At 61.1% G+C, this 22,663-nt stretch carries 19 protein-coding genes; 10 read left to right on the top strand and 9 right to left on the bottom strand.

All coding sequences use genetic code 11. The features are described from left to right. The first annotated feature begins 61 nt into the window (after window positions 1-61). Window positions 62-733, top strand: coding sequence for a GIY-YIG nuclease family protein (locus ACU4IU_RS07545; RefSeq protein WP_446656349.1), 672 nt, complete (start codon window positions 62-64; stop codon window positions 731-733). A gap of 61 nt (window positions 734-794) precedes the next feature. On the opposite strand, the gene ACU4IU_RS07540 is transcribed toward ACU4IU_RS07545, so the two are convergent. Then, window positions 795-1,835: a DUF2891 family protein gene (locus ACU4IU_RS07540; RefSeq protein ID WP_446656348.1), complete on the bottom strand. Its 1,041-nt coding sequence runs from the start codon at window positions 1,833-1,835 to the stop codon at window positions 795-797. A gap of 337 nt (window positions 1,836-2,172) precedes the next feature. On the opposite strand from ACU4IU_RS07540, the gene ACU4IU_RS07535 reads away from it, so the two are divergent. Both ACU4IU_RS07535 and ACU4IU_RS07530 read left to right on the top strand, forming a co-directional pair. Continuing rightward, a complete protein-coding gene (locus ACU4IU_RS07535) occupies window positions 2,173-3,621 on the top strand; it encodes a hypothetical protein (RefSeq protein ID WP_446656347.1) in 1,449 nt (482 codons plus the stop codon). Window positions 3,622-3,624: 3 nt separating this feature from the next. Beyond that, window positions 3,625-3,948: a CHY zinc finger protein gene (locus tag ACU4IU_RS07530; RefSeq protein WP_446656346.1), complete on the top strand. Its 324-nt coding sequence runs from the start codon at window positions 3,625-3,627 to the stop codon at window positions 3,946-3,948. Between the two features lie 104 nt (window positions 3,949-4,052). Here the strand turns inward: ACU4IU_RS07530 and ACU4IU_RS07525 are convergent, their stop codons facing one another. From ACU4IU_RS07525 to ACU4IU_RS07510, 4 genes are all read right to left on the bottom strand, one after another. Then, window positions 4,053-5,366, bottom strand: coding sequence for an MFS transporter (locus ACU4IU_RS07525; protein WP_446656345.1), 1,314 nt, complete (start codon window positions 5,364-5,366; stop codon window positions 4,053-4,055). Window positions 5,367-5,476: 110 nt separating this feature from the next. Beyond that, entirely contained in the window at window positions 5,477-6,670 is a 1,194-nt protein-coding gene (locus ACU4IU_RS07520; RefSeq protein WP_139906641.1) for a M20 family metallopeptidase, read from the bottom strand. Then, entirely contained in the window at window positions 6,667-7,350 is a 684-nt protein-coding gene (locus tag ACU4IU_RS07515) for a DUF1028 domain-containing protein (RefSeq protein ID WP_446656344.1), read from the bottom strand. Before ACU4IU_RS07515 ends, ACU4IU_RS07520 begins: the two co-directional genes overlap by 4 nt. Beyond that, on the bottom strand, window positions 7,350-7,778 hold the full coding sequence (locus ACU4IU_RS07510) for a RidA family protein (RefSeq protein WP_446656343.1): 429 nt from the start codon (window positions 7,776-7,778) through the stop codon (window positions 7,350-7,352). Before ACU4IU_RS07510 ends, ACU4IU_RS07515 begins: the two co-directional genes overlap by 1 nt. 133 nt (window positions 7,779-7,911) lie before the next feature. Between ACU4IU_RS07510 and ACU4IU_RS07505 the strand changes: the two genes are divergently transcribed. The 5 genes from ACU4IU_RS07505 (at window position 7,912) to ACU4IU_RS07485 (ending at window position 13,230) form a co-directional block, all read left to right on the top strand. Beyond that, complete coding sequence (locus ACU4IU_RS07505; RefSeq protein ID WP_446656342.1) at window positions 7,912-8,835, top strand: LysR family transcriptional regulator; 924 nt, start codon at window positions 7,912-7,914, stop codon at window positions 8,833-8,835. Window positions 8,836-9,033: 198 nt separating this feature from the next. After that, the gene (locus ACU4IU_RS07500) at window positions 9,034-10,323 is read left to right on the top strand and encodes a flavin-containing monooxygenase (RefSeq protein ID WP_446656341.1); all 1,290 of its coding nucleotides are present in this window, start codon (window positions 9,034-9,036) and stop codon (window positions 10,321-10,323) included. A gap of 175 nt (window positions 10,324-10,498) precedes the next feature. Then, entirely contained in the window at window positions 10,499-12,079 is a 1,581-nt protein-coding gene (locus tag ACU4IU_RS07495) for an aspartate ammonia-lyase (RefSeq protein WP_446656340.1), read from the top strand. Between the two features lie 115 nt (window positions 12,080-12,194). Beyond that, a complete protein-coding gene (locus tag ACU4IU_RS07490; protein ID WP_139469494.1) occupies window positions 12,195-12,611 on the top strand; it encodes a VOC family protein in 417 nt (138 codons plus the stop codon). A gap of 16 nt (window positions 12,612-12,627) precedes the next feature. Beyond that, window positions 12,628-13,230 carry a YdeI/OmpD-associated family protein gene (locus tag ACU4IU_RS07485; protein ID WP_446656339.1) on the top strand — a complete coding sequence of 201 codons (603 nt, stop codon included), beginning with the start codon at window positions 12,628-12,630 and terminating at the stop codon, window positions 13,228-13,230. Window positions 13,231-13,236: 6 nt separating this feature from the next. On the opposite strand, the gene ACU4IU_RS07480 is transcribed toward ACU4IU_RS07485, so the two are convergent. From ACU4IU_RS07480 to ACU4IU_RS07465, 4 genes are read right to left on the bottom strand one after another with little or no spacing between them, the layout of a single operon-like run. Next, a complete protein-coding gene (locus tag ACU4IU_RS07480) occupies window positions 13,237-14,001 on the bottom strand; it encodes an enoyl-CoA hydratase (RefSeq protein ID WP_446656338.1) in 765 nt (254 codons plus the stop codon). Beyond that, complete coding sequence (locus ACU4IU_RS07475; RefSeq protein WP_446656337.1) at window positions 13,998-15,227, bottom strand: CaiB/BaiF CoA transferase family protein; 1,230 nt, start codon at window positions 15,225-15,227, stop codon at window positions 13,998-14,000. Before ACU4IU_RS07475 ends, ACU4IU_RS07480 begins: the two co-directional genes overlap by 4 nt. 31 nt (window positions 15,228-15,258) lie before the next feature. Further along, window positions 15,259-18,213 (bottom strand): FAD-binding and (Fe-S)-binding domain-containing protein, encoded by a 2,955-nt coding sequence (locus ACU4IU_RS07470; protein WP_446656336.1) that lies wholly within the window; start codon window positions 18,211-18,213, stop codon window positions 15,259-15,261. Window positions 18,214-18,220: 7 nt separating this feature from the next. Continuing rightward, entirely contained in the window at window positions 18,221-19,384 is a 1,164-nt protein-coding gene (locus ACU4IU_RS07465; protein WP_446656335.1) for a pyridoxal-phosphate-dependent aminotransferase family protein, read from the bottom strand. Window positions 19,385-19,791: 407 nt separating this feature from the next. Between ACU4IU_RS07465 and ACU4IU_RS07460 the strand changes: the two genes are divergently transcribed. Together ACU4IU_RS07460 and ACU4IU_RS07455 are read left to right on the top strand one after the other, a co-directional pair. Then, the gene (locus ACU4IU_RS07460) at window positions 19,792-21,270 is read left to right on the top strand and encodes an SLC13 family permease (protein WP_446656334.1); all 1,479 of its coding nucleotides are present in this window, start codon (window positions 19,792-19,794) and stop codon (window positions 21,268-21,270) included. Window positions 21,271-21,542: 272 nt separating this feature from the next. Beyond that, complete coding sequence (locus ACU4IU_RS07455) at window positions 21,543-22,640, top strand: type I restriction endonuclease (protein WP_446656333.1); 1,098 nt, start codon at window positions 21,543-21,545, stop codon at window positions 22,638-22,640. Window positions 22,641-22,663: the final 23 nt, after the last annotated feature.

The raw sequence follows: 22,663 nt of genomic DNA, 5'->3' as shown, positions 1-22,663 counted from the left end.
GCGTGGGAAACCTAAACCGACACGTTTTGTCCAAGGGTTCCGGAAGCTTCTTAGCATTGCGATGGATGCTGTCGACGAGCAGAGCGATAAAGCACTTGGAAAATGTATAGGTGTTTACGCATTCTATGACTACGACGGCGAGCCAATCTACGTTGGTCAGACTGCCGAAAAGTTCTCAACACGTGTGGGTAGGCATTTGCAGGGCCAGAGGTCAGATACGATCGCGTATCGTATTCTTGACCCTTTTGAGGTTGCTGAAATTGAGCTGTGGCCGGTTGATGAGCTTCGTGACGACCCTGAGAAAAAAGTAAAGCTCAACGCTTTAGAATATTCTGTCTATCTGTCCGCCATCGAGGCTTCTCGTTATAGAGCAATCCTTAACGAGAAAATGCCTCCTCCCAGTGAAACAGTTGCTCTTCCGAAATCCTATCGATTTGGGCTGATACCGGATGAAATGAGAGAAGAGAGGGAGCACCCCGATGTCCGTATTGCGCGCCGAGCTGAGACGTTGTCCCGGGTGGCCGCAGTTGCCCACGAGAGAGGGGTTGTTTCACCTGGGCTCCGACGGGTCATTGTTATTCAAGCCATCCGACTAGCAGATTTGGCTGCATCCCGTCTGGCTCACGCCGAAAATCGTCCAAAACCCGACGCCTCTGCGATAGACATGAGGGAGCTTGTCGGCGACGTTATAGGACACTTCGACGATGAAGATGCGGAGTTCGAACAGGGTTAGTTCGAGCTCATGTTTCGTACTTCTAACTGAGGCTGATCTAAAATAGGTCATTGCAGGATGCTCATGAGTGGTTCAGTTTCAGCGCCTCCCACCCAAACGTCGCGATCCAGTGAGACGACATGTATTCGTCTGATACCGCCGCTTCGAGTCCGGGTGCCATCAGCGCATCGGCCCGGGTGAGCATGCCCTTGGCATGAGCCATGAGCTCGTTTTGGCCCGTCTTCTCCCCAATCGCCTCAAGCGCGGGCGCCAACCGCGTCACCGATGCTGCGACCGACAGACCCAGCCCGTAGAGGTGACTCTGCTGGCCGTCGGTTGGGTCGAGAACCTTGACCGGAGTGAGTGCTGGCGACTCGGGAGACAACTCCGAAAGGAAGCTCGGCAGCCATGACGCGAGCTCATCCTCGGTGAAGACCTCGGCCATGAGGTCGGCCTCGCACAGCCCCGGGGAGAGGAAGTCGTGGCCGCTGCGCTCCTGCGCGAAGTTCCAGGCGGCATCCCGGGCGAAAAATCGGCGTGCTGCACCTGCGATGGCATCGACGGCATCGTGACGGTCAGTCGCCCGAGCCCCGACGAGAATCCGACGCAGCCCGAATGCCGTGTTCGAATGTACCCCATGCCGCACTGGCTCGGCGACCTTCGGCAACCACGCGGCCACGAGGTCGAAGACAGTTTCGGCAAGCACCTGCGTGGTTGCCCCCAACTCCCGCAACTCCGCTACTTCGCTGGCGTTGAGTACTCGGTTGAGCTCAACCGCCCACGCCCAGCCGTACGGCCGCTCCCACGAAGGATTCTCACGGAGGAAGGCCGCCTCGGCGAGCATATTCTCCTCACTCAAGTGCGAATACAGGACCTCGAGGGCACGATCGCGCCAGCTCGCACCGCGGGCTTCTTGCATCTCCAAGAGCGAAGCGAGCAGGTAATGCATGTGCACGCTCGAATGCCAGTCATAGGAATTCGCGAACGCGGGATTCTTCTCCACAGCGGGCACGTTGTCTGCCAAGCTCTGCGCCAGATGATGGGAGGCGAACGGATACTCGCGGGTGATGTTGCTCAGCGCAACCTCGGCGAAGGGGTGGACGTAGTCGGCAGTCTGCGGCATAGATCCTCATCGGCTCGGGGCCTTCCACTCTACTGGGATGATCACCGTTCCATGAGTCGAACCGCAGCGGCTAGGCTGGATCGGACGAGGAACAACCTCGGTCGCGAGGCGTGCGAAAGGACGAGCGAGTAATGACGCGGGATCCCGAAGTCTTCGGCCCGACGGTCGATGAGCACGCTCAGTGCGTCCACTACGCCACCGACCTCGACATCTGCTTCGCCCGTTGCGACCGGTACTACTACCTGTGCCACCTGCGCCAAGCAAAGGCGGCATGCATTGTGTATCAGCCCCTAAACCTATGGCGCGAGGGCGGTTCAGTGACAGCTAGATATGAAGCATGCCGACGAGCAAGGTCGCAGACAGCGCGCTGAATCGACTTCCTTACACTCCTTCCCGCCGTTACGTGTCCTTTCCGGAGAATTTTGAACGGGCAAGAGATGATGCAAGACTTCTTGCTGTCCAACTCATAGGTCAACCACAGCCGTATATCGTAGATTCTTGGAGTATTGCAATGGCCGCAATCATACTGATTGCTGCGCTGATTTTCGGTGGAGCATTTGTCACATTTCGGCGTCGAGATAAGTTGAAATATACGAATCGCTGGAGGGCTCCCAGAGTATCGATCTACTTAGGGTTGATTTTAGTATCTACGCGCTGGGCAGATACTCCTGGCGGAGCTCTGGCCTTTCTGTCCATGTTTGCCCTTCTGGCAGTGGATATCACGCTGGGCCATCAGGCAAACAAGCGATCTGAAGGTCAGGTCGATTTAACGCTTCGGCAAGAAGTAAATACTGCTTGGATCAACTTTTGCATCACCGCAAAATATGGTGCCAAAAATTTGCGGGTACTCTTGGCGCCGCACGGCTGGAGAATAAAAATAAACTATGACAGCAAAGCAATAGAATTTATTTTAAACATAATCGATAGAGGTAGAAGGTCGACCCTCCTTTTGTTTGTGATTATATACGGTTCCACTATTGTTATAGCAATACTCCTGATTCTTGGATTGGGAATACTGGGCTTGACGTGGGTTGCTTCTGATGATTCTTCCAAAGCGCTGCTTTTGCGTCGGCTTGGTGGGGGACTTCTAGTTGTATATGGGCCGTTCGTGACTGCTACTTGGCTAGCGTCTTGTGTCCTGGTTGGGGTTTTTGGGATGCTGTTTGGCCGACACGGCGCAGCCCGAGAGGGCTTGCGACTGTTTGCCTATTTTGCTGGAGCGACAGGCGTTGGCGCGGCGATGGGGCTGGTTGCCGGTGTGCTTTCACCTGCTGCTTGGAGTCTCGTGAGGACCTGGGGCGTCTTTGATTCCATGCTGACTCAAAACCCGGCTATTTCAGGTGACCTCGCGCTCACCTGTTCTAGCTTAGGTGTTGTGTTTGGCGCTTTGTTTGGCATGTACCTCTCACTAAGAAAGTACAACAAGTCTATATCAAATCTCGTATATCGTGAGGTTGCCACATTCGGTGTGATTGCCATTTCTGCCTGGTTGATTTCGCTGCTTGAGGCGATGTCTCCTGAGGAGATGCTTCGACTGGTCGTGCGAGAGTCCTCGAATCTAAGCGCGGACGAATGTGATTCTTATCAGGATTTAAAGGGACTTGATGTGCCTGATGCTACAAACTGCATGAATTTGTCGGATCCGTCGTTCTTTGGGGATGCAGGTGATATTTTGATGGTAATAATTGTTAGTGTTGCGATATTGGGAGTGGGTGCCCTGCTGGTAGGGTTCTTGTGCCGTTTGTTTCGGTCAAATACTAATGTGAGCATGAGGGAGGACAGGTGAGCAATGGCGCGGACCCCCGAAGTATTCGGCCCGACGGTCGATGATCACACTAGGTGCGTCCACTACGCCACCGAACTCGATATCATCGCCGTCCGCTTCGCCTGCTGCGACCGCTACTACCCGTGCCACCTCTGCCACTCCGAGACCGCCGACCATCCGGCCCAGCAGTGGCCCAGCGAGCAGTTCGACCAACCGGCGATCCTTTGCGGGAACTGCTGGAGCGAACTGACGATCTCGGCATACAAAAGCAACGACAGCTGCCCCGAGTGCCACGCACCCTTCAACCCCCGCTGCGCGGCCCACTCGGACTTATATTTCTCAAGCTAGGGTGAGGCCGACGAAAGCGCGGTTGGCGCAAGTCACGCTGGGAAACAAAACAACCGTTGCCGCCGAGGTTCGGCGGCAACGGTTGTATCGGGCTGCTTACCAGATCAGTTCTGAGTCTCGACGACTGGCGTGCCGGTGTTCTTCGCTGAGTCCTTTGCACCTGCAAGGTCTGATTTCTTGAGAAGGTCGATGCCACGTGTCTCTGGAATCGAGGCTACCGTGACGATTCCAACGATGCCGACCACAGCGAGGAAGAACCCGGGGCTCAACGTGCTGCCGGTTCGGTCAATGAGCCACGTCAGAGCATACGGAGCCGTTCCGGCGAAGAGGGCGGCGGTCACCGCGTAAGCGATCGAAAGACCCGTTTGTCGAGTTCTGGTTGGGAAGAGCTCCACGACGGTGACGGCGTGAGTGCCAAGGATGATCGCGAGAATGAATGCGAGCCCGAAGGTCGAGACAAAGGATGCCCAATCACTATTCATGTTCATGAGCATGAACAATGGAACCGAGAGCACCGTCAGTGCTATTGCGGCCGACATGAGCACGGGCTTCCGTCCCAGGCGGTCGGAGGCGATTCCGGCCAGAGGAACGATGATGAGAGCCAGAGCCGACGCAAGAGTCGAGAGCAATGCTGCTCGACCGGCGTCGAATCCGAGGGCGGTCTCCTGATAGGTCAGGAGGTAGACGAGAACCACGTAGAAGGTGACGTTCATGAAGATCTCCATCCCGCAGGTCTGGATGAATTCCTTCGGGTTGCGCTTGAAGACTTCGCGCAGTGGGGACTGGGCGACCGTTTCATTCTCCTGCAGCGCCTCGAACTCTGGAGTATCTTCAATCCGACGGCGGATGTAGAGCCCGATGAGACCCAGCGGCACTGTGATGAGGAACGGGATTCTCCAGCCCCAAGCAATAACCTGTTCAGGAGAAAGCACCTGATTGAGGAAATAGACGACAAGCGACGCGAGCAGGAAGCCGAGAAGTGAGCCGAACTCAAGCCAGCTGCAGCCAAATCCGCGCCGGTGCGAGGGCGAGGATTCGCCGAGGAAGGCAGCGGCACTGCCGAACTCGCCTCCGGCCGCAAGACCCTGAACGATGCGAGTGACAATCAGGAGGATAGGGGCCCACAGCCCAATCGTCTGATAGGTGGGCAGAATGCCGAGGACGAGGGTGGAAGCAGCCATCGCAATAATGACCACCGAAAGCGTCAATTTGCGACCAAGCTTGTCCCCGAGCCGGCCGAATATGATCGCCCCGATTGGTCTGACAAGGAACGAGACTGCAAAGACTGCAAAGGTGGCGAGCAGTCCGGCGGTTTCGTTCGATTCGGGGAAAAAGACTGAGGCGATCGTCGTCGCCATGTAGGCGTAGACAGCCCAGTCGAACCAGTGCACGAGTACGCCGATGGCGCCGGCAACCACGCTCTTCTGCAGTCCTCTTGTGCGAACGGTGTCATCGAGGGCGGTCGGATTCTGACCGGTCATGGCGAGTTCCTCCTTTGGAATCTCTGAGCAATTCGGTTCGGGCAGACTCAGCGTCTCTGAGCTGCTACGTCAGCGGCGGTCCAAGCGAGCGCGACCGCTCCGTCAATCAATGTCTTCTCCGCAGTGGGGCCGACGCATGAGTCAGCGAACGCGGCCTGATGGTTGCTCGCTTCCCCGCCGACACCGATATAAGGATGAATGGCGTCGACGATTTGGGAAACATTCCCCATATCCGTCGAAGCCCGATTCATTGTGGCTGCAGCAGGGTCGACGTCGAAGTCTCGTCCCAATCGTTCAGCGTTGGCGCGATAGAGATCGAGAGCGGATTCGTCAGTGCGCATCTCCGAATAGCGTTTGCTCTCGGGGGTGATCGTCAGCTGTGTTCCAGTCGCAAGAGCACCAGCCTCGAAGCAGTCAATGACTCGCTTCTCCGTTGCCAGCAGCTCGTCCATGCTTTCGGCGCGCACATACCAACGGCCCTCCGTTTTCTCGGGAATGGCGTTGGGCGCTTCCCCTCCGTTAGTCATCACACCATGGACTCGGACGGACTTCGGCAGCTGCTGACGAAGCAAACCGATCGCTGTTTGGGCGATGAGGAACGCGTCATTGGCGTTGATGCCGCGTTCCGGGTAGGCGGCAGCATGAGCCGCACGGCCGGTGTATTCGATGTGCCAATGCGCGACGGCGAAGGGTTCGGCCTCAGCGACATCGACAGGAGCCGGATGAGCCATGAGGGCGAAGTCGAGTTCAGTGAACGCACCGCGTTCGAGCAGCTCGATCTTCCCTCCTCCGCCTTCTTCTGCCGGTGTGCCGATGACCTCGACGGTAATTCCCAGCCTGTCAGCCATCTGAGCAAGACCGATTGCGCCGCCTACACTCATCGCAGAGATGAGATTGTGTCCGCAGGCATGTCCGAGCCCGGGTAAGGCATCGTATTCGGCAAGGAATCCTACGGTGAATGCGCCAGCGCCGTATGTGGCTCGGAAGGCCGTCTCAAGGTCGAGGTACGGCTGTTCGACAGCGAATCCTTGGTTCTTCAGCACCTGGGCGACTGTCGCCGAGGATCGGAATTCCTGCCAACCAAGCTCCGGATCGTCGTGGAGTGAGTTCGACAGATCTACTAGGCGATCCGAAACCTCAGCGATGCGGGAGGAGATGCCGTCCTTGACGTCGGCAGAGGCGAGTGCCGGCGGCTGACGGTTCTCGGCTGCCGTGTCGTTGACGCGGTGGCTTGTGCTCATCGGTCGTCTCCGGGCACGCCGTAGGAAGGCGAAGCCGCAGGGTCAAGCCCTCGGGTGATGTAGTCGTCACGCTGCGGCATCCAGATTTCCAAAAGCCTTCCGAGCTGACCGATCGGGTCCTCGTCGGCCCAATCGACCCGCAGGTCGGTGACTCTCCAGCCCGATCCATTGACGACAGACAGGCCAGCCGAGTGGACGGGGCCAGCCTCGCCACCTGCCGCCATGGCGGCCCCGAAAGCGGCGAAGAGTCGTTCTTCCAAACGTCCAGACGAGCTCAGAGCAGTTTCGATGAAAGCGTCGAGAACCTCAAGACTGGCCAACATGTTTCCGCCGGCCACGGCATTGGTTTCGGTTCTGGAGCCGAAGATCCCAAGAGCCTGGGCGCCGGAATGCGCAGCTGTGCGCCCCTGTGCGTCGATGACGAGCAGCTGTCGGAAGTCGATAGCAGTCGGATCTGCCGAAGCGACAACCGAGTCGAGAGCCGCCTGTGCACTCTTGCCGGAGCTCATCTCATCGAGAATGGCAGGCCCGAGCCGAGGGTCGGTGATGTTCTGAGAATTGACCCCACCGATTCCGTCGGCAAGATTGATGCAGCGCGCGGCAACGGCCGGTGACGATGACGAGATCGCTGATCCGAATTCAGCGGTCTGCGGATCGTGAAGCAGGAGGGAGAACGTCATCAGGCATCCTTCTCGCTGATCACGGCGGTGGCGTCGATCTCGACCAGCCACTCGGGGCGGGCCAAGGCCTGTACGACGATTCCTGTCGAGACGGGGAAGACTCCCTTGAGCCACTTGCCCATTGTGCGATAGACGTCTTCGCGGTAGCGAGGGTCGATGATGTAGACGGTGACCTCGACGATTTCTTCGAGGCGGCTGCCTGCTTCTTCGAGCAGCATGGCGATGTTGGACATCGCCTGTTCAGTCTGGGCCGTGACATCACCGATGCCGACAGATTCCCTGGTGTCCAGATCCTGACCGATCTGCCCACGCAGATAGACGACACCATTGGCGACGACGGCCTGGCAGAGGTCGTTGTCGAGATTCTGCTCCGGGTAGGTGTCCTTGGTGTTGAACATCCGCAAGCGGGTATGGGTTGGTTCTGCCACGGGGTCTCCTCGTCGAGTGAACTGGGTCATAGGAACGTGAACCCATTCTCGAAGAGATCCATCTATCTGTGAAATAGTTATAATTTAGTCAGAGTATCTGCAAAGTAGATTTTGAGGTCGTCGGAGGCGAGTCATGGTCAAGAGATTCTCAATCACACTGACTCAGCTTTCGTATTTCGCTGAGTGCGCAAAGACGCTGAATATGACCGAAGCCAGCCAGGAGCTTCACATTGCCCAGTCTGCGGTATCGACCGCGATCAACCAGCTCGAGAAGGCGCTCGGTGCTCCGCTGTTTGTTCGCCAGCACTCGAAGGGGCTAGTGCTTACTCCAGCCGGGGAAAGCCTGTTGCAGGAGACGCGGGAGATCTTTGGTCGGATCTCGAACGCCGTCGAATCCATCCAGGCTGGTCAGAACGAGGTCCGCGGGACGATCGTCGTGGCTTGTTTTCAGACCATTGCCCCGTTTCTGCTTCCACAGCTCCTCGAAAAGCTCGAGGCGAACTATCCCGCGCTCAATGTTGAAATCATCGAAGGCGACCACGACGAATGTATGACCGCTCTGAAGAGCGGCAGGGCCGAACTTGCCATCAACTACGACTTGTCGGAAGCCGATGGAGTTCGATTTCAGATCGTCGGCGAGGCCCGTCCGCATGTCATCGTCGGTACGGGCCATCGGCTTGCGAAGCGGAAGAAGATCTCGCTGTCGGAGCTCGCGGATGACGACTTCGTAGTGCTGAATCTGCCCGGAAGCCGCGAATACTTCATCAGCCTCCTGCGGCTGATGGGGATCACCGCGAACGTTCGCTATCGAACCTCAAGCTATGAGACCGTCCGGTCGATGGTGGCGATGGGGCTAGGGTTTTCGATACTCAATCAGCGACCTCGGATTCGCGAAACTTACACGGGCGAACAGACAGCGATTCTCGAGATTTCCGACCAGGTGCCGACTCTCCATATATCCATGTCGACGCTCGCGCGATCGCGACCGACAGCCAAGGCCGCTGCAGTGATGGACGCCGTCAAAATGCTCCTCGACGAGTCGGAGCGGACAGGCTGAATCTCAGCATTTCCATCCGTCAGGGAGATTGCGAAAACTGACTACATCAATTCTATTGATGCAATCGACCGAGAAGAACTATTGGCATTGCTGCTCTGACCTGCGGTTTGCTGGACATGACCAGGGCAACGATGAAGTTGTGCCCGTCAGCACAGAGAGTTCGGTCGTGGCAGCGCGGCCCCCGACGGAAGGGCATCAATGTCGAACACGCAGACAGAAACCACCGAGGTCGTCGTTATCGGCGGCGGCCAAGCGGGAATCGCGATGAGCGAACATCTTCAAGGTCGAGGCGTTCCGCACATCGTTCTGGAGAAGGAGCGTGTCGCCGAAGCTTGGCGCACGCGCCGTTGGGACTCCCTCGTCGCCAACGGGCCGGCTTGGCACGATCGTTTTCCCACCCAGGAATTCGAGGAGACCGACCCGGACGGCTTCGCCACCAAGGGGGAAGTAGCCGACTACTTCCAAAAGCTTGTCGACCGCAAAGGCCTGCCGGTTCGAACCGGGGTGACGGTCACCTCGGTCGAAGAGAACAGAGGCGGTCGAGGCTATCGCGTGACCACCGATTCGGGTGTCATCGACACCGATTACGTCGTGTCGGCAACCGGCCCTTTCCAGACTCCGCGGATTCCCGAGCTCATCCCCGAGAACGCCGGTTTCACACAGATGCATTCAAGTTCGTACAAGAACCCTGACCAGCTTGAAGACGGCGGAGTCCTCGTCGTTGGAGCAGGATCCTCAGGCGTACAGATCGCCGCAGAGATTCAGAACTCGGGCCGGCCGGTTCATCTTGCGGTCGGTCCCCATGACCGTCCACCTCGGTCGTACCGTGGCCGCGATTTCTGCTGGTGGCTGGGAGTCCTCGGGCTGTGGGATCTCGTCACTCCGCCGGCCGGGGCGGAGCATGTCACGATCGCTGTCAGCGGTGCCGGCGGCGGACATACCGTCGACTTCAGGGACCTGGCCGATTCCGGAATCACGCTCCTCGGGCGCGCGAACGGGTACTCAGATGGAAAGCTTGTTCTTGGGCCGGATCTGCAGAAGAACATCGCCAATGGTGACGAGAACTATCTCTCACTGCTCAACGCGGCCGACGAATACATCGAACGCAATGGCCTCGACTTGCCGCCCGAACCCGAGGCTCACGTGCTCGGAGCCGACCCGGAATGCGTCACGAATCCGATCCTCGAACTCGATCTTGCCGAAGCTGGCATTCGCACGGTGATCTGGGCTACCGGATTTGGTGTCGACTATTCATGGCTCAACGTCGATGGTGTGCTTGACGAGACTGGATATCCGGTTCATGCACGGGGAGTCTCGCCGGTCCCCGGCGTGTATTTCCTCGGCCTGCCATGGCTGTCGCGGCGTGGATCAAGCTTCATCTGGGGAGTTTGGCATGATGCGAAATACATTGCCGATCAGATCGACATCCAGCGCATGTACCGCAATCATGCCCCTGCACGGTCCGGGTTCGCAGCAGCCGCAGTCTGATTGAGTCAGTAACAGGCTGATTGAGTCAACCGCGGACGGGCGGCGGACATTTCGATCCACATGATGGGTGAAAAGCCCTGTTGTCGGTTGAATCGCCCCCGCAATTCCGCCGCCCGTCCGCCGCCTCCGGATACACCTTCGGTTGGCTCGAAAAGTATGAGATTGTGAAACCACTATGACTGAGTCGAACGCCTCCGCAGACCCCAACACCGCTTCTCTTCCCCTCACCTCGCCGACTTCGACGAACCAGATCCCCACGAGCCAGAACTTCCCCACCCGCACCGAGACCGACTCGATCGGCAGCCTCGAGATCCCCAACACCGCCTACTGGGGAGTGCACACAGCTCGCGCGAACGAGAACTTCCCCATCGCCCGCCGCCCCATCTCCGTCTACCCCGACTTCGTCCGCGCCTTCGCCTGCGTCAAACAGGCCGCAGCCCGGGCCAACGCCGAGATCGGAGCGCTCGACGACCAACGCGCGAACCTCATCGACGCCGCCTGCGAAGAGATCAAGTCAGGAAAACTCCACGACCAGTTCGCCGTCGGCGTGGTCCAGGGCGGAGCCGGCACCTCGACGAACATGAACGCCAACGAGGTCATCACCAACCGTGCCCTCGAGATCGCCGGCCGCTCCAAGGGCGACTACGCGTTCATCCACCCCAACGACCACACGAACCACAGCCAGTCGACGAACGACACCTACCCGACCGCGATCAAGATCGCGCTGGCGTTCTCACTGCAGAACCTCCTCGGCGAGCTTCGACTCCTTGCCGATGCCTTCGCCGCGAAGGGCCGCGAGTTCGCCCATATCGTCAAGGTCGGGCGCACCCAGCTGCAGGATGCCGTGCCGATGACGCTCGGTCAGGAGTTCAACGCCTTCGCCACCACCCTGCGCGAGGACGTCCAGCGCCTCGAGGAAGCGGTCGCCCTCCTCGGCGAGGTGAACATGGGCGCCACCGCGATCGGCACCTCGATCAACGCCCCGGTCGGGTACAAGGAAGCGGTCATCAAACACCTGCGCGAGATCACCGGGCTCGACCTGAAAACGGCCGGCGACCTCGTCGAATCCACCTCCGACACCGGTGTCTTCATCACCTTCTCCGGTGCGCTCAAGCGCAGCGCGCTGAAGATGTCGAAGATCGCCAACGACCTGCGTCTACTATCGTCGGGGCCGCAGGCCGGCATCGGTGAGATCAATCTGCCCGCCCGCCAGGCCGGATCGTCGATCATGCCCGGCAAGGTCAATCCCGTCATCCCTGAGGCGGTCTCCCAGGTCGCGTACTCCGTGGCCGGCGCCGACGTCACCGTGTCCATGGCCGTCGAAGGCGGACAGCTGCAGCTGAACGCCTTCGAACCGATCATCGCCCACTCGCTGTTCCAGTCGATCACGTGGCTCGAACGCGCGGCCCAGACCTTCCGCATCAACTGCGTCAACGGCATCACCGCCAACGAGGCGCATATCGAGGACACCGTCGACCGTTCGGTCACGGTCATCACCGCGCTCGCCCCGGTCATCGGCTACGTCGCCGCGGCGAAGCTCGCGAAGGAAGCGCTGGCGAAGAACGAATCCATCGCCGATCTCGTCGTCGAGCACGGACTGCTCGAGCGGGATGAGCTCGGCGAGATCCTCCGACCCGAGCGGCTGACAGGAATGCCCGCCGATGATTCCGTGGACAACGCCGCCACCAGCGCCGAGGCGGTTCCCCGGGATGAGGTGACGACTGAGCTTCCGATCATCCCCGATCCGCAAGCGTGAGGCGCTCGCGCGGGACTGCACATGTCGTGTGCCCGCGCGCGTAACCTTGCAGGAGCACTGTGCACGTGGAACCACTGATTCTCCGACCAATTGAAGCTCCGAGAGGTGACGCACGATGTCGATTGATGCCTATATCTTCTTCAGCGACGGACAATGCGCTGAAGCGTTCAACCACTACCAGGAGATCTTCGGCGGCGAGCTGACGATCATGCCGATGAAAGACGTCCCCGAAGACCAGCGAATGCCCGGTTCGACCGACGAGACCGTCATGCATGCCGCGCTGAAATTCGGGGATACCCTGCTGATGGGATCGGATGACACCACGGGTGATGGTGGTCCGAGGCAGGGGATCGCTCTGTCCTACACGGCCTCCGACCTCGAGGCCGCCGGCACGGTGTTCGCGGGTCTGTCTGACGGAGGCGAGATTCAGATGCCTCTGGGGCCGACGTTCTGGTCCGAAGGCTTCGGCATGTGCCTCGATAAGTACGGAGTGCCGTGGATCGTCGATACTGCCGCGTCGTCTGACGGTTGATGGCACAGCGCACCCCGTGACAGCTGACGACGGCCAGCCCCTGGTCGAGAACTCGCCCACATCCCCACTGGTCCTCGCCGACCTCGACGCTTGGCGCGAGTGGTTGATTGAGAACGAGCACACCTCAAAGGGTGTGTGGGTACTCATGGCGAAGAAGAACGTCACCTCGCCGACCTCGCTGGGCTACCAAGATGCCCTCGAGGAAGCACTGTGCGGAGGGTGGATCGACGGCCAGCGCCGCAGCTTCGATGCGACGACGTTCGTCCAGCGCTTCACCCCGCGCCGCCCGCGCTCGAACTGGTCGAAGCGCAATGTCGAGATCATCGGCAGTCTCGAGGTCGACGGTCGTCTGCGGGATCGTGGCCGCGCCGAGGTGCGGTTGGCTCAGCACGACGGCCGCTGGGAGAACGCCTACCCCAGGCAGTCGGAGGCCACCGTCCCCGATGACCTGCGTGACGCCCTCGCCGAGGCGCCCGCCGCGCAATCCGCCTTCGATACCCTCAACCGCGCGGAGAGGTTCACGGCCATGCTGCCGATCCTCACCGCCCGCACCGAGACGACCAGGGCCAGGATCATCGCGCGACTCGTCGACCGCCTCGGCGAGGGGAATCGGGACTGAACCGGCTTACTCCCCGGTCCACTCCACCGGGGTCTTGGTGAGGAATCCTTCGACGGCGTTCGAGAAGTCCCGGCTGCCGTAGACCTTCGCGATGACATCCGCATCGTCGACGGGTCCGCCTGCAGCCAGCCGACGGAGATTCTCCTTGATCGCCCACTGCGTCAGCGGTGCCCCGGAGACGACCCGGTCGATGAGAGCTTCGGCCTCGGCGTCGAGATCCTCTGCGACCGCAGTGAGGAACCCAGAGGCCAGCGCTTCCTGCGCGTCGACCTTCCGCGCGGTGATCAGCATCGACGCCGTCCGCGGTTCCCCGAACGCCCGGACCAACCGGCGCAGCGTGTTCGCGGACAGGGTGTTTCCCAAAGTGCGCGCGATGGGAACGGAGAACGCCGAGGCGGCCGATCCGATCCGCACATCCGCGCAGCACGCGATCCCCAGACCTCCGCCCACACAGTGGCCGTCGATGACGGCGATGACCGGTTTGCCGACCGTGGCCAGAGCCCCGAGCACTTCGTCGATGCGCTGCTCGTACGCGACTCCGTCCTCACCGGTGAACCCGCGGAACTGCGCAATATCCGTGCCGGCCACGAAGGCCCGACCTCCGGCTCCACGGAGGACGAGGGCACGCAGTTGCGGGTCCGCGTCGACCTGGGCGGCCGCCTCGGCGAGCTTCTGGTACATCTCGAACGTCATCGCGTTGCGCGCCTCGGGACGGTTGAACGTGACGCGCAGGGTGCGTCCGACGACCTCGGTGAGAACATCGTCGCTCATGACCGGACCTCCTCGGTGATGGTGTCGGTTCCGGCAGGGGCGGGCTCCGAGCCGGACCCGTCCGTCCCGGTACTGCCCGCGAACTCCGCGAGCACCCGGTCGGTGTCCGCGCCGAGCGACGGCCCGGCCGGACCGTGGGTCAGCTGCGAACGGGAGAAGCGCATCGGATTGCCCAATTGCGTCACCTCGCCGAGGCGGGGATGCTGAGACGACCAGAAGAAGTTCCGCTGCCGCAGATGGTCGTCGGTGAAGACCTGCTCGTAGTCGTTGATCGGTGCGGCCGGGACACCCACGCGATTCATCTCCTCGACCACCTCGGCGATCGAGCGGTTGCGCAGCCGATCCTCGATGACGGCGATGAGGGCCTCTCGGTTGGCGAACCGCAGTGCTGGCTCGGCGTACTTCGGGTGGTGCTCGAGATCGGCGAGGTCGAAGGCCGAGCATAACCGCGTCCACGTGGCCGGAGTGTTCGCGCCGATGGTGACGAATCCGTCGCCGACCTCGATGGCCTGATACGGCGCCTGCGCCTGATGAGCCGAACCATTCGGCCGACTCACCGTCCCGGCACCGAAGTACCCGCCGGCCTCCCACACCGCCAAGGACACAGCGGATTCGAAGAGGGAAACGTCGAGGTACTGGCCCTGCCCGGACTCGCGCCGCTCATAGAGGGCGGAGACGATGCCGAGCGCGACGTAGAGCGCGGTCGAGAGATCGGAGATCGGCACTCCGACCTTCGCCGGCGGCTGATCGGGGAATCCGGTGATGCTCATCAGCCCCGACCGGGCCTGCGCCATGATGTCGAGGCCGGCCAGGGGAGCCAGCGGCCCGTCCTGTCCCCAGCCCGAGGCGGAGGCGTAGATGAGATCGGGATGGCCCTCGCGCAGATCCTCGTATCCGAAGCCCATCTTCGTCAGCGCCCCGGGTCGCATGTTCTCCACGAGGACGTCCGCCTCGGCGAGCAGGGAGTGCAGGCCGGCTCGGCCTGCGTCGGATTTGAGGTCGAGGACGATCGACTCCTTGTTGCGGTTGAGCCGGATGAACGGGCTCGATTCGCCGTCGACGAAGGGCCCCGCAGCGCGCATCGGATCGCCGCCCGGCGGTTCTATCTTGATGACGCGGGCGCCCATATCGGCCAGCTGCATCGTCGCATACGGCCCGGCGATGAACACACCGAGCTCGAGCACGGTCACCCCCGACAGCGGTCCTGGTGCTGAGTCGTCACTCATTGCGTCCTCTCTGATCGGTTGGTCTGCGTCATCACGCTTCGGCGGCTTCGGGCAGGCGGGAGGCACGGGCCGAATGCCCGGGCTTCGATGCCTCGCCGGTGAGCAGCTGCGGCAGCGTCATGCCGTTCACGTTCGCGAGGTCCGCTGCCTGAGTGCGGCAGGAGAACCCGTCGGCCAGGTAGATCGAATTCTCCGGCGCATCCCGCAGGGCCGGCAGCAGAGCGTTCTCGGCCACCGCCACCGAAGTCTCGTAATGGCCGGCCTCCATGCCGAAGTTCCCGGCCAGACCACAGCAGCCGGCAAGTTCGCGCACCGTCGCGCCGGTCCGCTCGAGGAGCGCCCGGTCCGCGGCGAAGCCCATGACCGAATGCTGGTGGCAGTGCGGTTGGACGACGACGGTGCGTCCCGTGAGATCGGGGACGTCGACCTGCGCGTCGACGAGGACCTCGGCCAGCGTCGAGGTGGCGGCCGCGATCCGGCGAGCCCGTTCGTCATCGGGGAACAGATCGCCGAGGTCGCTGCGCAGCACCGCGGTGCAGCTCGGTTCGATGCCGACGATCGGAATGCCCTTCCGGGCGTAGGGATCGAGGATCTCCATCGTCGATTCGAGCTTCCGCTTCGCTGCGTCGAGCTGACCCGTGGAGATGAGCGTGAGCCCGCAGCAGGCCTGCTGCTGCGGCAGGAGGATCTCGAATCCGGTCGATTCCAGCAGGTCGACGGCCGTCCTGGCCCCGGCATCAGAGAGGTATTCGGTGAACGAATCCGCCCACAGCAGGACCTGTTTCTTGCTCGCCGAGGTAGTGCTCACGTATTCGTCGGCGACGAGGGCGTCGCGATCCGCAGCTGAGGCACCGCGCGCCTCGGCGGGGGAGATGCGGGACTTCGCCCAGCGGGAGAACCGGCGATCGTTGAACCGGACCATCTTCCGGCGGGGGTCCATCCCGCCGCCGGTCAGGACGAGCTTAGCCAGGGGACGGAACCCCAGCGCCGCGTTCGCCAAAGCACTGACCCCGGGCACCGCCGTGAGCAGACGGCCCCAGGTGGGCAGCCAGCCGAGCGAATAGTGCGCGAGGGGACGGAGCTTCCCACGGTAGGTGCGGTGGAGCACCTCTGACTTGTACTGGGCCATGTCGACTCCGGCCGGGCAGTCGGACGAACAGGCCTTGCAGCTCAGGCACAGGTCGAGGGACTCGGCCACCTCGGCGCTGTCGAATGCGTTGATCAGGCCTCCGTTGGTCACCTCTTGGAGGACCCGGGCGCGACCGCGGGTGGAGTCCTTCTCATCTTTCGTCGCCAGATACGACGGGCACATGAAGCCGCCGGACCCGGAGGTGTCGGCACGGCATTTGCCGACGCCCACACAGCGGTGGACGGCGCTCGTAAAGCTGCCTTTGTCGTGGGCGAAGGAGAAACCGCCGGTCGTGCCGATCGAGATCGACTGCGGCCTGCGCAGGTCGGAGATGATCGGCAGCGGGTCGACGATGATGCCCGGATTGAGCAGGCTGTTCGGGTCGAAGAGCCGTTTGACCTCGCCGAGGGCGGCGATCGCCTCGTCCGAGTGCTGAAGGCCGAGGAGTTCGGACCTGGCTCGCCCATCGCCGTGCTCGCCGGAGGCGGATCCGCCGTATTTCGTGACGAGTCGCCCGGCCTCCATGACGAAGTCGTGGAAAACGTCGATGCCGTCGGGGCGGTCGAAGGGGAAGTCGGTGCGCATGTGCACGCAGCCGTCCCCGAAGTGTCCGTAGGGCAGGCCGCGGATTCCGAAGGAGGCCATCAGTTCGTCCTGGTCGCGCAGGTAGTCGCCGAGCACCTCGGGCGGAACCGCGGCGTCCTCCCACCCGGTCCAGGCGGGGTCGCCGTCTTCGGTGCGTCCGGCCAGTCCGCCGGCGTCGGCGCGGATGCCCCACAGGGTGCTCGCTTCTTTTCCGGCGGGCAGGATGCGGAAGTGGTCGGTGCCGGCATCGGCGGCGATGACCTGGGCGTTCGCGACGGCTTCGTCCGCGGTGGCGCCGGCGACCTCGATGAGCAGCCAGCCCTTGCCCGCCGGCAGTTCGGGCACGGCGTTCTTGCCCTTGTGGTTGCGGACCATGTCCATGAGCCGTGAGTCGATGCCCTCGACGGCGAGCGGGCCGTGGGGCAGCACCAGGGGGACGGCGTCGGCGGCTTCGAACATGTCCGGGTAGCCGAGGACGAGCACCGTGGGTGAGTTCGGAAGATCTCCGAGGCTGACGACCGCCTCGGTGATCGTCGTCAGGGTCCCTTCGCTGCCGACGAGGAACTTCGCGAGGTTCGGGCCGTACTCCGGGAGCAGATGTTCCATCGCATACGCCGAGGCCTGGCGGCTGAACCGGCCGAACTCGGTGCGGATGGCTCCGAGGTGACGGCCGGCCACCTCGGCGAGTCCGGGAATGGGATCGAGCCCGGCGCCGGCTAGGAACGAGCGGCCGGTGCCGTCGATGGCCGTCATCTCGACGATGTTGTCGACGGTGCGCCCGGCCGAGATCGCGTGCGGTCCGCAGGAGTTGTTGCCGATCATGCCCGCGATCGTCGCCCGGTTCTTCGTCGAGGGATCGGGTCCGAAGGTCAGCCCGTGTGGTTTCCCGGCCTTCTGCAGCTCACTCATGAGCACACCTGGTTCGACCCGGGCGGTCTTCGCCACCGGGTCGATGTCGAGGATGTGGTTGAGGTGGCGGGAGAAGTCGATGACGATCCCGGTTCCGATCGAGTTGCCGGCCTGTGAGGTGCCGCCGCCGCGGGAGGTGATGGGCACACTTTGCGACCTGGCCACATCGAGGATAGTGACGACGTCGGCCGTGGACTTCGGGAAGGCCACGACCTGTGGGACCACTCGGTAATTCGACGCGTCGACGGCATATTCGGCCAGCCGGCGGGGCGAGGTGTCTACGGTGCCTGCGATGCTGCGGGTGAGATCGGTGACGACGTCGGTGACGTCCGTGTTCGTGTCAGCAGTCGTGTCAGCGCTCATAATGAGCTCAGCTCTCGCGGAGGATGTCGAGGGCGGCTCCGAGGCCTGCCGGGTCGATCTTCACTCCCGCCAGCTGCAGTCCCATCTGGACGCCCGCGAGGGTTCCGGCGAGGGTGAGATCGTTGAGATCGCCGAGGTGGCCGATTCGGAAGACCGTCCCCTGGAGTTTGGACAGGCCCGCCCCCAGAGACATGTCGAAGCGGTCGAGGATGATCTTTCTCAACTCGTCTGCGTCGTGCCCTTCGGGCATGACGACGGCGGTGAGGACGGGGGAGTATTCGCTCTCGTTCGTGCACAGCACTTCCAAGCCCCAGGCTTCGACTGCGGCTCGGGTCGCTTCGCCGAAGCGGATGTGTCGGGCGAAGACGTTGTCGAGACCTTCCTCGTTGAGCAGCCGCAGGGATTCCTTGAGGCCGTAGAGGATGTTCGTGTTCGGGGTGTAGGGAGTCATCCCGTTTCTGCCGGCGGCGAGCATCTCCGTCCAGTTCCAGACGGACTTCGGCAGGGTCGAGGACTCGTGGGCCTCCAAGGCCTTGTCGCTCACGGCGTTGAAGGACAGTCCCGGCGGGAGCATGAGGCCCTTCTGTGAACCGGAGACGGTGACATCGACGCGCCACTCGTCGTGACGGTAGTCGACGGAACCGAGTGAAGAGATCGTGTCGACCATGAACAAGGCCGGGTGGTCTGCGGCGTCGATGGCGGCGCGGATCTCGGGGATACGGCTCGTGACGCCGGTCGAGGTCTCGTTGTGGACGACGCATACGGCTTTGAAGCGATGCTCGGTGTCGGCGGCGAGGGCCTCACCGATCTTCTGCGGATCGGCGCCGGTGCGCCAGTCGCCGGCGATGACTGTGGGTTTGAGTCCCCATTTCTCGGCCATCGTCTTCCACAGTGAGGAGAAATGCCCGGTTTCGAAGCAGAGGATCTCATCGCCTGGATTGAGCGTATTGACCAGTGCGGCTTCCCACGCGCCGGTTCCCGTGGCCGGGTAGATGACGACCTGATTGGCGGTTCCGAAGATGTCGGCCATGCCTGTGAGCACATGGCTGAAGAGTTCTTTGAATGCCGGTCCGCGATGGTCGATCGTGGGCATGGAGATGGCGTGGAGAACGCTGTCCGGAACATTGCTGGGGCCCGGAATCTGAAGGAAATGCCGTCCGCTGATTGTCATTGAAGAATCCTCTCTGATTCCACGATGCGGTACATCACTTTCATTTGACGCTACCACAATGGTTTCGAGAGAAAAATGCCTTTTCCAGGATTCGGAACGGAGATTTGTGGCATTCTGCTCGCCGGTCGAGTTGAGCCTTTTCTGCCCGGTTCGGATTGCGGTATTCCATTTTCTCTGAGCTTCTGACGTGGAGTTCTGTACTGTTCTGTGCCGAAAGGATTTCTTTGAAAACCACGGGTTGGTATACATGCTCCTGTTATTCGGGAAAGTGAAGTCGAGGTCTTGACGGTTCGGAATTCCTCGGGGCAGACTTTCATAAAGTAGCAGCAAGATTTCCACATCGTGGAATGTCGGTTGCGGCAATGGGGTCGTTTCCGACTGATTAACACATCGCATAGGAGCGAATTGTGTCTTTGGAAATTGCTTCGATACTCGTCCTGGTGGCTCTGTTCGTCATCGCCACCTTTGTTTCGGTCCATATGGGTGCGCTCGCGCTCATGGCGACCTTCCTGTTCGGAACCTTTGTCCTGGGAGAGGACGTCGACACTCTGCTGTCTGGCTTCCCCGCGGATCTGTTCCTCATCCTCGTCGGCGTGACCTATCTCTTCGCCTTGGCGAAGGACAACGGGACGGTCGACTGGATCGTCCATATACTCGTCAAAGCTGTCGGCGGCCGAATAGCGCTGATTCCATGGGTGTTCTTCGTCGTCACGGCGCTTCTCTCCGGCTTCGGCTCGGTGGTGCCGGCAGCCATCGCGATCATCGCGCCGATGGGGATGGGTTTCTCTCGTCGGTACGGCATTCGGCCGTTGCTCATGGGGCTGATGGTCATCAACGGTGCGACTGCGGGTGGATTCTCGCCGTTGAGCATCTTCGGCACGATCACCAACCAGGTCGTCGAGCGCAATGACCTACCGGGCAGCCCTCTGCTGCTCTTCCTTGCCTCCTTCGTCTTCAACGTCGTCCTCGGCTTCGTCTGCTTCTTCCTCTTCGGCGGGCGGGAGCTGCTGGGCAAGCGCGACCTCGGACATGGGCTCGAGGACAAGGACGGGGAACTGGTCAACGTCGGAACCTCCGGCGAGGGCGACGGCACCGATTCCGGCAGCGGCACCGGTGGCAGCGGCAGCTCGGGTACGTCCGGCTCAAGCGGTGCCGGGGTGGGCGGTTCTGGCAGCGGATCGGGCGGCTCGCCCGCGCCGTATCACGACCCCGAGCGGAGGGCGGCTCGACGATCGGTCCAGACGACGATGGTCAAAGACACCGACGAGGATGTCGAAGTCACCACTCTCGATCTCAACCGCATCGTCACGCTTGTCGGACTCATCGTTCTCGCGGTCATGGTCGTGCCCCCGCTTAATCAGGACGTCGGCTTCACTGCGATCAGCATCGCCGTGATCATTTCGTTCTTCTCTCCCCGCATCAGCAAGGGCGCGGTGAGCAAGATCGCGTGGCCGACCGTCCTCCTCATCTGCGGCATCGTCACCTATGTCGAACTCATGGAGCGTCTGGGCACGATGGATTGGCTCGGCGGGCAGGTCGCTGGCATGGGAGCTCCGCTGTTCGCGGCCCTGATCATCTGTTTCATCGGCGCAGTCGTCTCTGCATTCGCGTCGACGACGGGCATCCTCGGCGCTCTCATTCCCTTGGCGGTGCCGTTCCTGCTCACGGGCAGCGTGGGCGAGATCGGGCTGATCATTGCTCTGGCGATCTCGTCCTCGGTGGTCGATTCCTCGCCGTTCTCCACCTCGGGGGCGCTTGTCGTCGCGAACTCGCCAGAAGATCAGCGGGACAGGGTGTTCAAGCAGCTCATGGTGTGGGGCTTCTCGATGGTCGTCATCGCCCCGATCGTCACCTGGTTGATCTTCGTCGTTCCCGGGTGGGGGTGAGCCGCTCAGGTTCGTCGCTGGTCGCCTGCAGTTGCCCCGCCGTTCGTCAGCGGGGCAACTGTCATCTTTCGGGTTCTTCGACTGATCGGAAGAGTCGCGGTCGTCGCAATCGCGTCAGTGATTGGGGCGGGTGCTTGAGCCGATGGTGGCTGCGCAGGTAACTGATTGACAACTTTGCCGATACCAAAGGCGACTCAGCCGCCGGTTTCATTCCACAAAGGCTACAGTCTGAAATTGCGAAACTATCACTGAAGTGCATTTGTGGAGGAACAATGGAGTTCGAAGAACGACTGTCTGCCCTGGCTGCCAAGGTTGGAAACCAGCGAGAGGCGATTCAGACCGAAGAGGCAACGAAGAATGCGTTCATCATGCCTTTCATCTCAACGATTCTGGGCTACGACATCTTCAACCCGCTTGAGGTAGTGCCCGAGTTCTCCGCAGATGTCGGAGTGAAGAAGAACGAGAAGGTCGACTACGCCATCATGCGCGATGGTGAAGTGCAGATCCTCATCGAGTGCAAGAAATCGACGGAGCCGCTGAAGATCGAACACGCTTCCCAGCTGTTCCGGTACTTCTCCGTGACAAATGCGCGGATTGCTGTGCTCACAAACGGCGAGGTCTATAACTTCTATACCGATCTCGATGCGCCGAACAAGATGGACGACAGGCCCTTCCTGGTGCTCGACCTCAATGAGATCGACGAGACGATCGTTCCGGAGCTCAAGAAGTTGACGAAAGAAGTGTTCGACCTCGACTCGGTGGTGAGCGCGGCAGAAGAATTGAAGTACGTCGGAGCCATCAAGCGAGAGATCGCCGGGCAGTTCAAAGAGCCGGATGAGGCATTCGTACGTCTCTTCACCAGCCGTGTCTACGAAGGGCGTTTCACTCAAGACACCAAGGCGCAGTTCACCCAGTTGGTGTCCAAGGCGGCGAAACAGTTTCTCAATGAAAGGGTGAATGATCGACTGAAGACTGCGTTGGGAGCCTCTGAGGCCGCAATGCCTGTGCAAGCATCGAACGGAGAAGCTGTCACCAGCGCGGAGGTAGCCGAATCGGACCTGGATCGAGACACCGAACTTGAGACAACTCTGGAGGAACTTGAGGGCTATCAGATCGTCAAGGCGATCAGCTGCAGTGAGGTGAAGCCCGAGCGGGTTGCACAGCGTGATGCCAAGTCCTATTTTGCTGTGCTCCTGGACGACAACAATCGGAAGCCGATTGCCCGGCTCCACTTCAACGGTAAGAAGCAGAAATACATTGGCATCTTCGACGCAGACAAGAACGAGTCTCGGCATCCGATCGACGGGCTCGACGAAATCTATCTGCACGCAGATGCGATCAGAGAAACGGTGAAGGGCTACATAGCCTAGGTGCGAGACCGAGGAAACATTTA

This window comes from Brevibacterium sp. CSND-B09, from assembly GCF_052906525.1.
This window is presented reverse-complemented; position numbering and strand designations above follow the sequence as displayed.

Bases quoted from the DNA above. Each gene is read 5' to 3' on its own strand.
- ACU4IU_RS07495 (WP_446656340.1), top strand. From the start codon at position 10,499: ATGACTGAGTCGAACGCCTCCGCAGACCCCAACACCGCTTCTCTTCCC.
- ACU4IU_RS07480 (WP_446656338.1), bottom strand. From the start codon at position 14,001: ATGAGCGACGATGTTCTCACCGAGGTCGTCGGACGCACCCTGCGCGTC.
- ACU4IU_RS07465 (WP_446656335.1), bottom strand. From the start codon at position 19,384: ATGACAATCAGCGGACGGCATTTCCTTCAGATTCCGGGCCCCAGCAAT.
- ACU4IU_RS07545 (WP_446656349.1), top strand. From the start codon at position 62: ATGGATGCTGTCGACGAGCAGAGCGATAAAGCACTTGGAAAATGTATA.
- ACU4IU_RS07505 (WP_446656342.1), top strand. From the start codon at position 7,912: ATGGTCAAGAGATTCTCAATCACACTGACTCAGCTTTCGTATTTCGCT.
- ACU4IU_RS07490 (WP_139469494.1), top strand. From the start codon at position 12,195: ATGTCGATTGATGCCTATATCTTCTTCAGCGACGGACAATGCGCTGAA.
- ACU4IU_RS07455 (WP_446656333.1), top strand. From the start codon at position 21,543: ATGGAGTTCGAAGAACGACTGTCTGCCCTGGCTGCCAAGGTTGGAAAC.
- ACU4IU_RS07470 (WP_446656336.1), bottom strand. From the start codon at position 18,213: ATGAGCGCTGACACGACTGCTGACACGAACACGGACGTCACCGACGTC.
- ACU4IU_RS07530 (WP_446656346.1), top strand. From the start codon at position 3,625: ATGGCGCGGACCCCCGAAGTATTCGGCCCGACGGTCGATGATCACACT.
- ACU4IU_RS07520 (WP_139906641.1), bottom strand. From the start codon at position 6,670: ATGAGCACAAGCCACCGCGTCAACGACACGGCAGCCGAGAACCGTCAG.
- ACU4IU_RS07540 (WP_446656348.1), bottom strand. From the start codon at position 1,835: ATGCCGCAGACTGCCGACTACGTCCACCCCTTCGCCGAGGTTGCGCTG.
- ACU4IU_RS07475 (WP_446656337.1), bottom strand. From the start codon at position 15,227: ATGAGTGACGACTCAGCACCAGGACCGCTGTCGGGGGTGACCGTGCTC.
- ACU4IU_RS07515 (WP_446656344.1), bottom strand. From the start codon at position 7,350: ATGACGTTCTCCCTCCTGCTTCACGATCCGCAGACCGCTGAATTCGGA.
- ACU4IU_RS07535 (WP_446656347.1), top strand. From the start codon at position 2,173: ATGCCGACGAGCAAGGTCGCAGACAGCGCGCTGAATCGACTTCCTTAC.
- ACU4IU_RS07500 (WP_446656341.1), top strand. From the start codon at position 9,034: ATGTCGAACACGCAGACAGAAACCACCGAGGTCGTCGTTATCGGCGGC.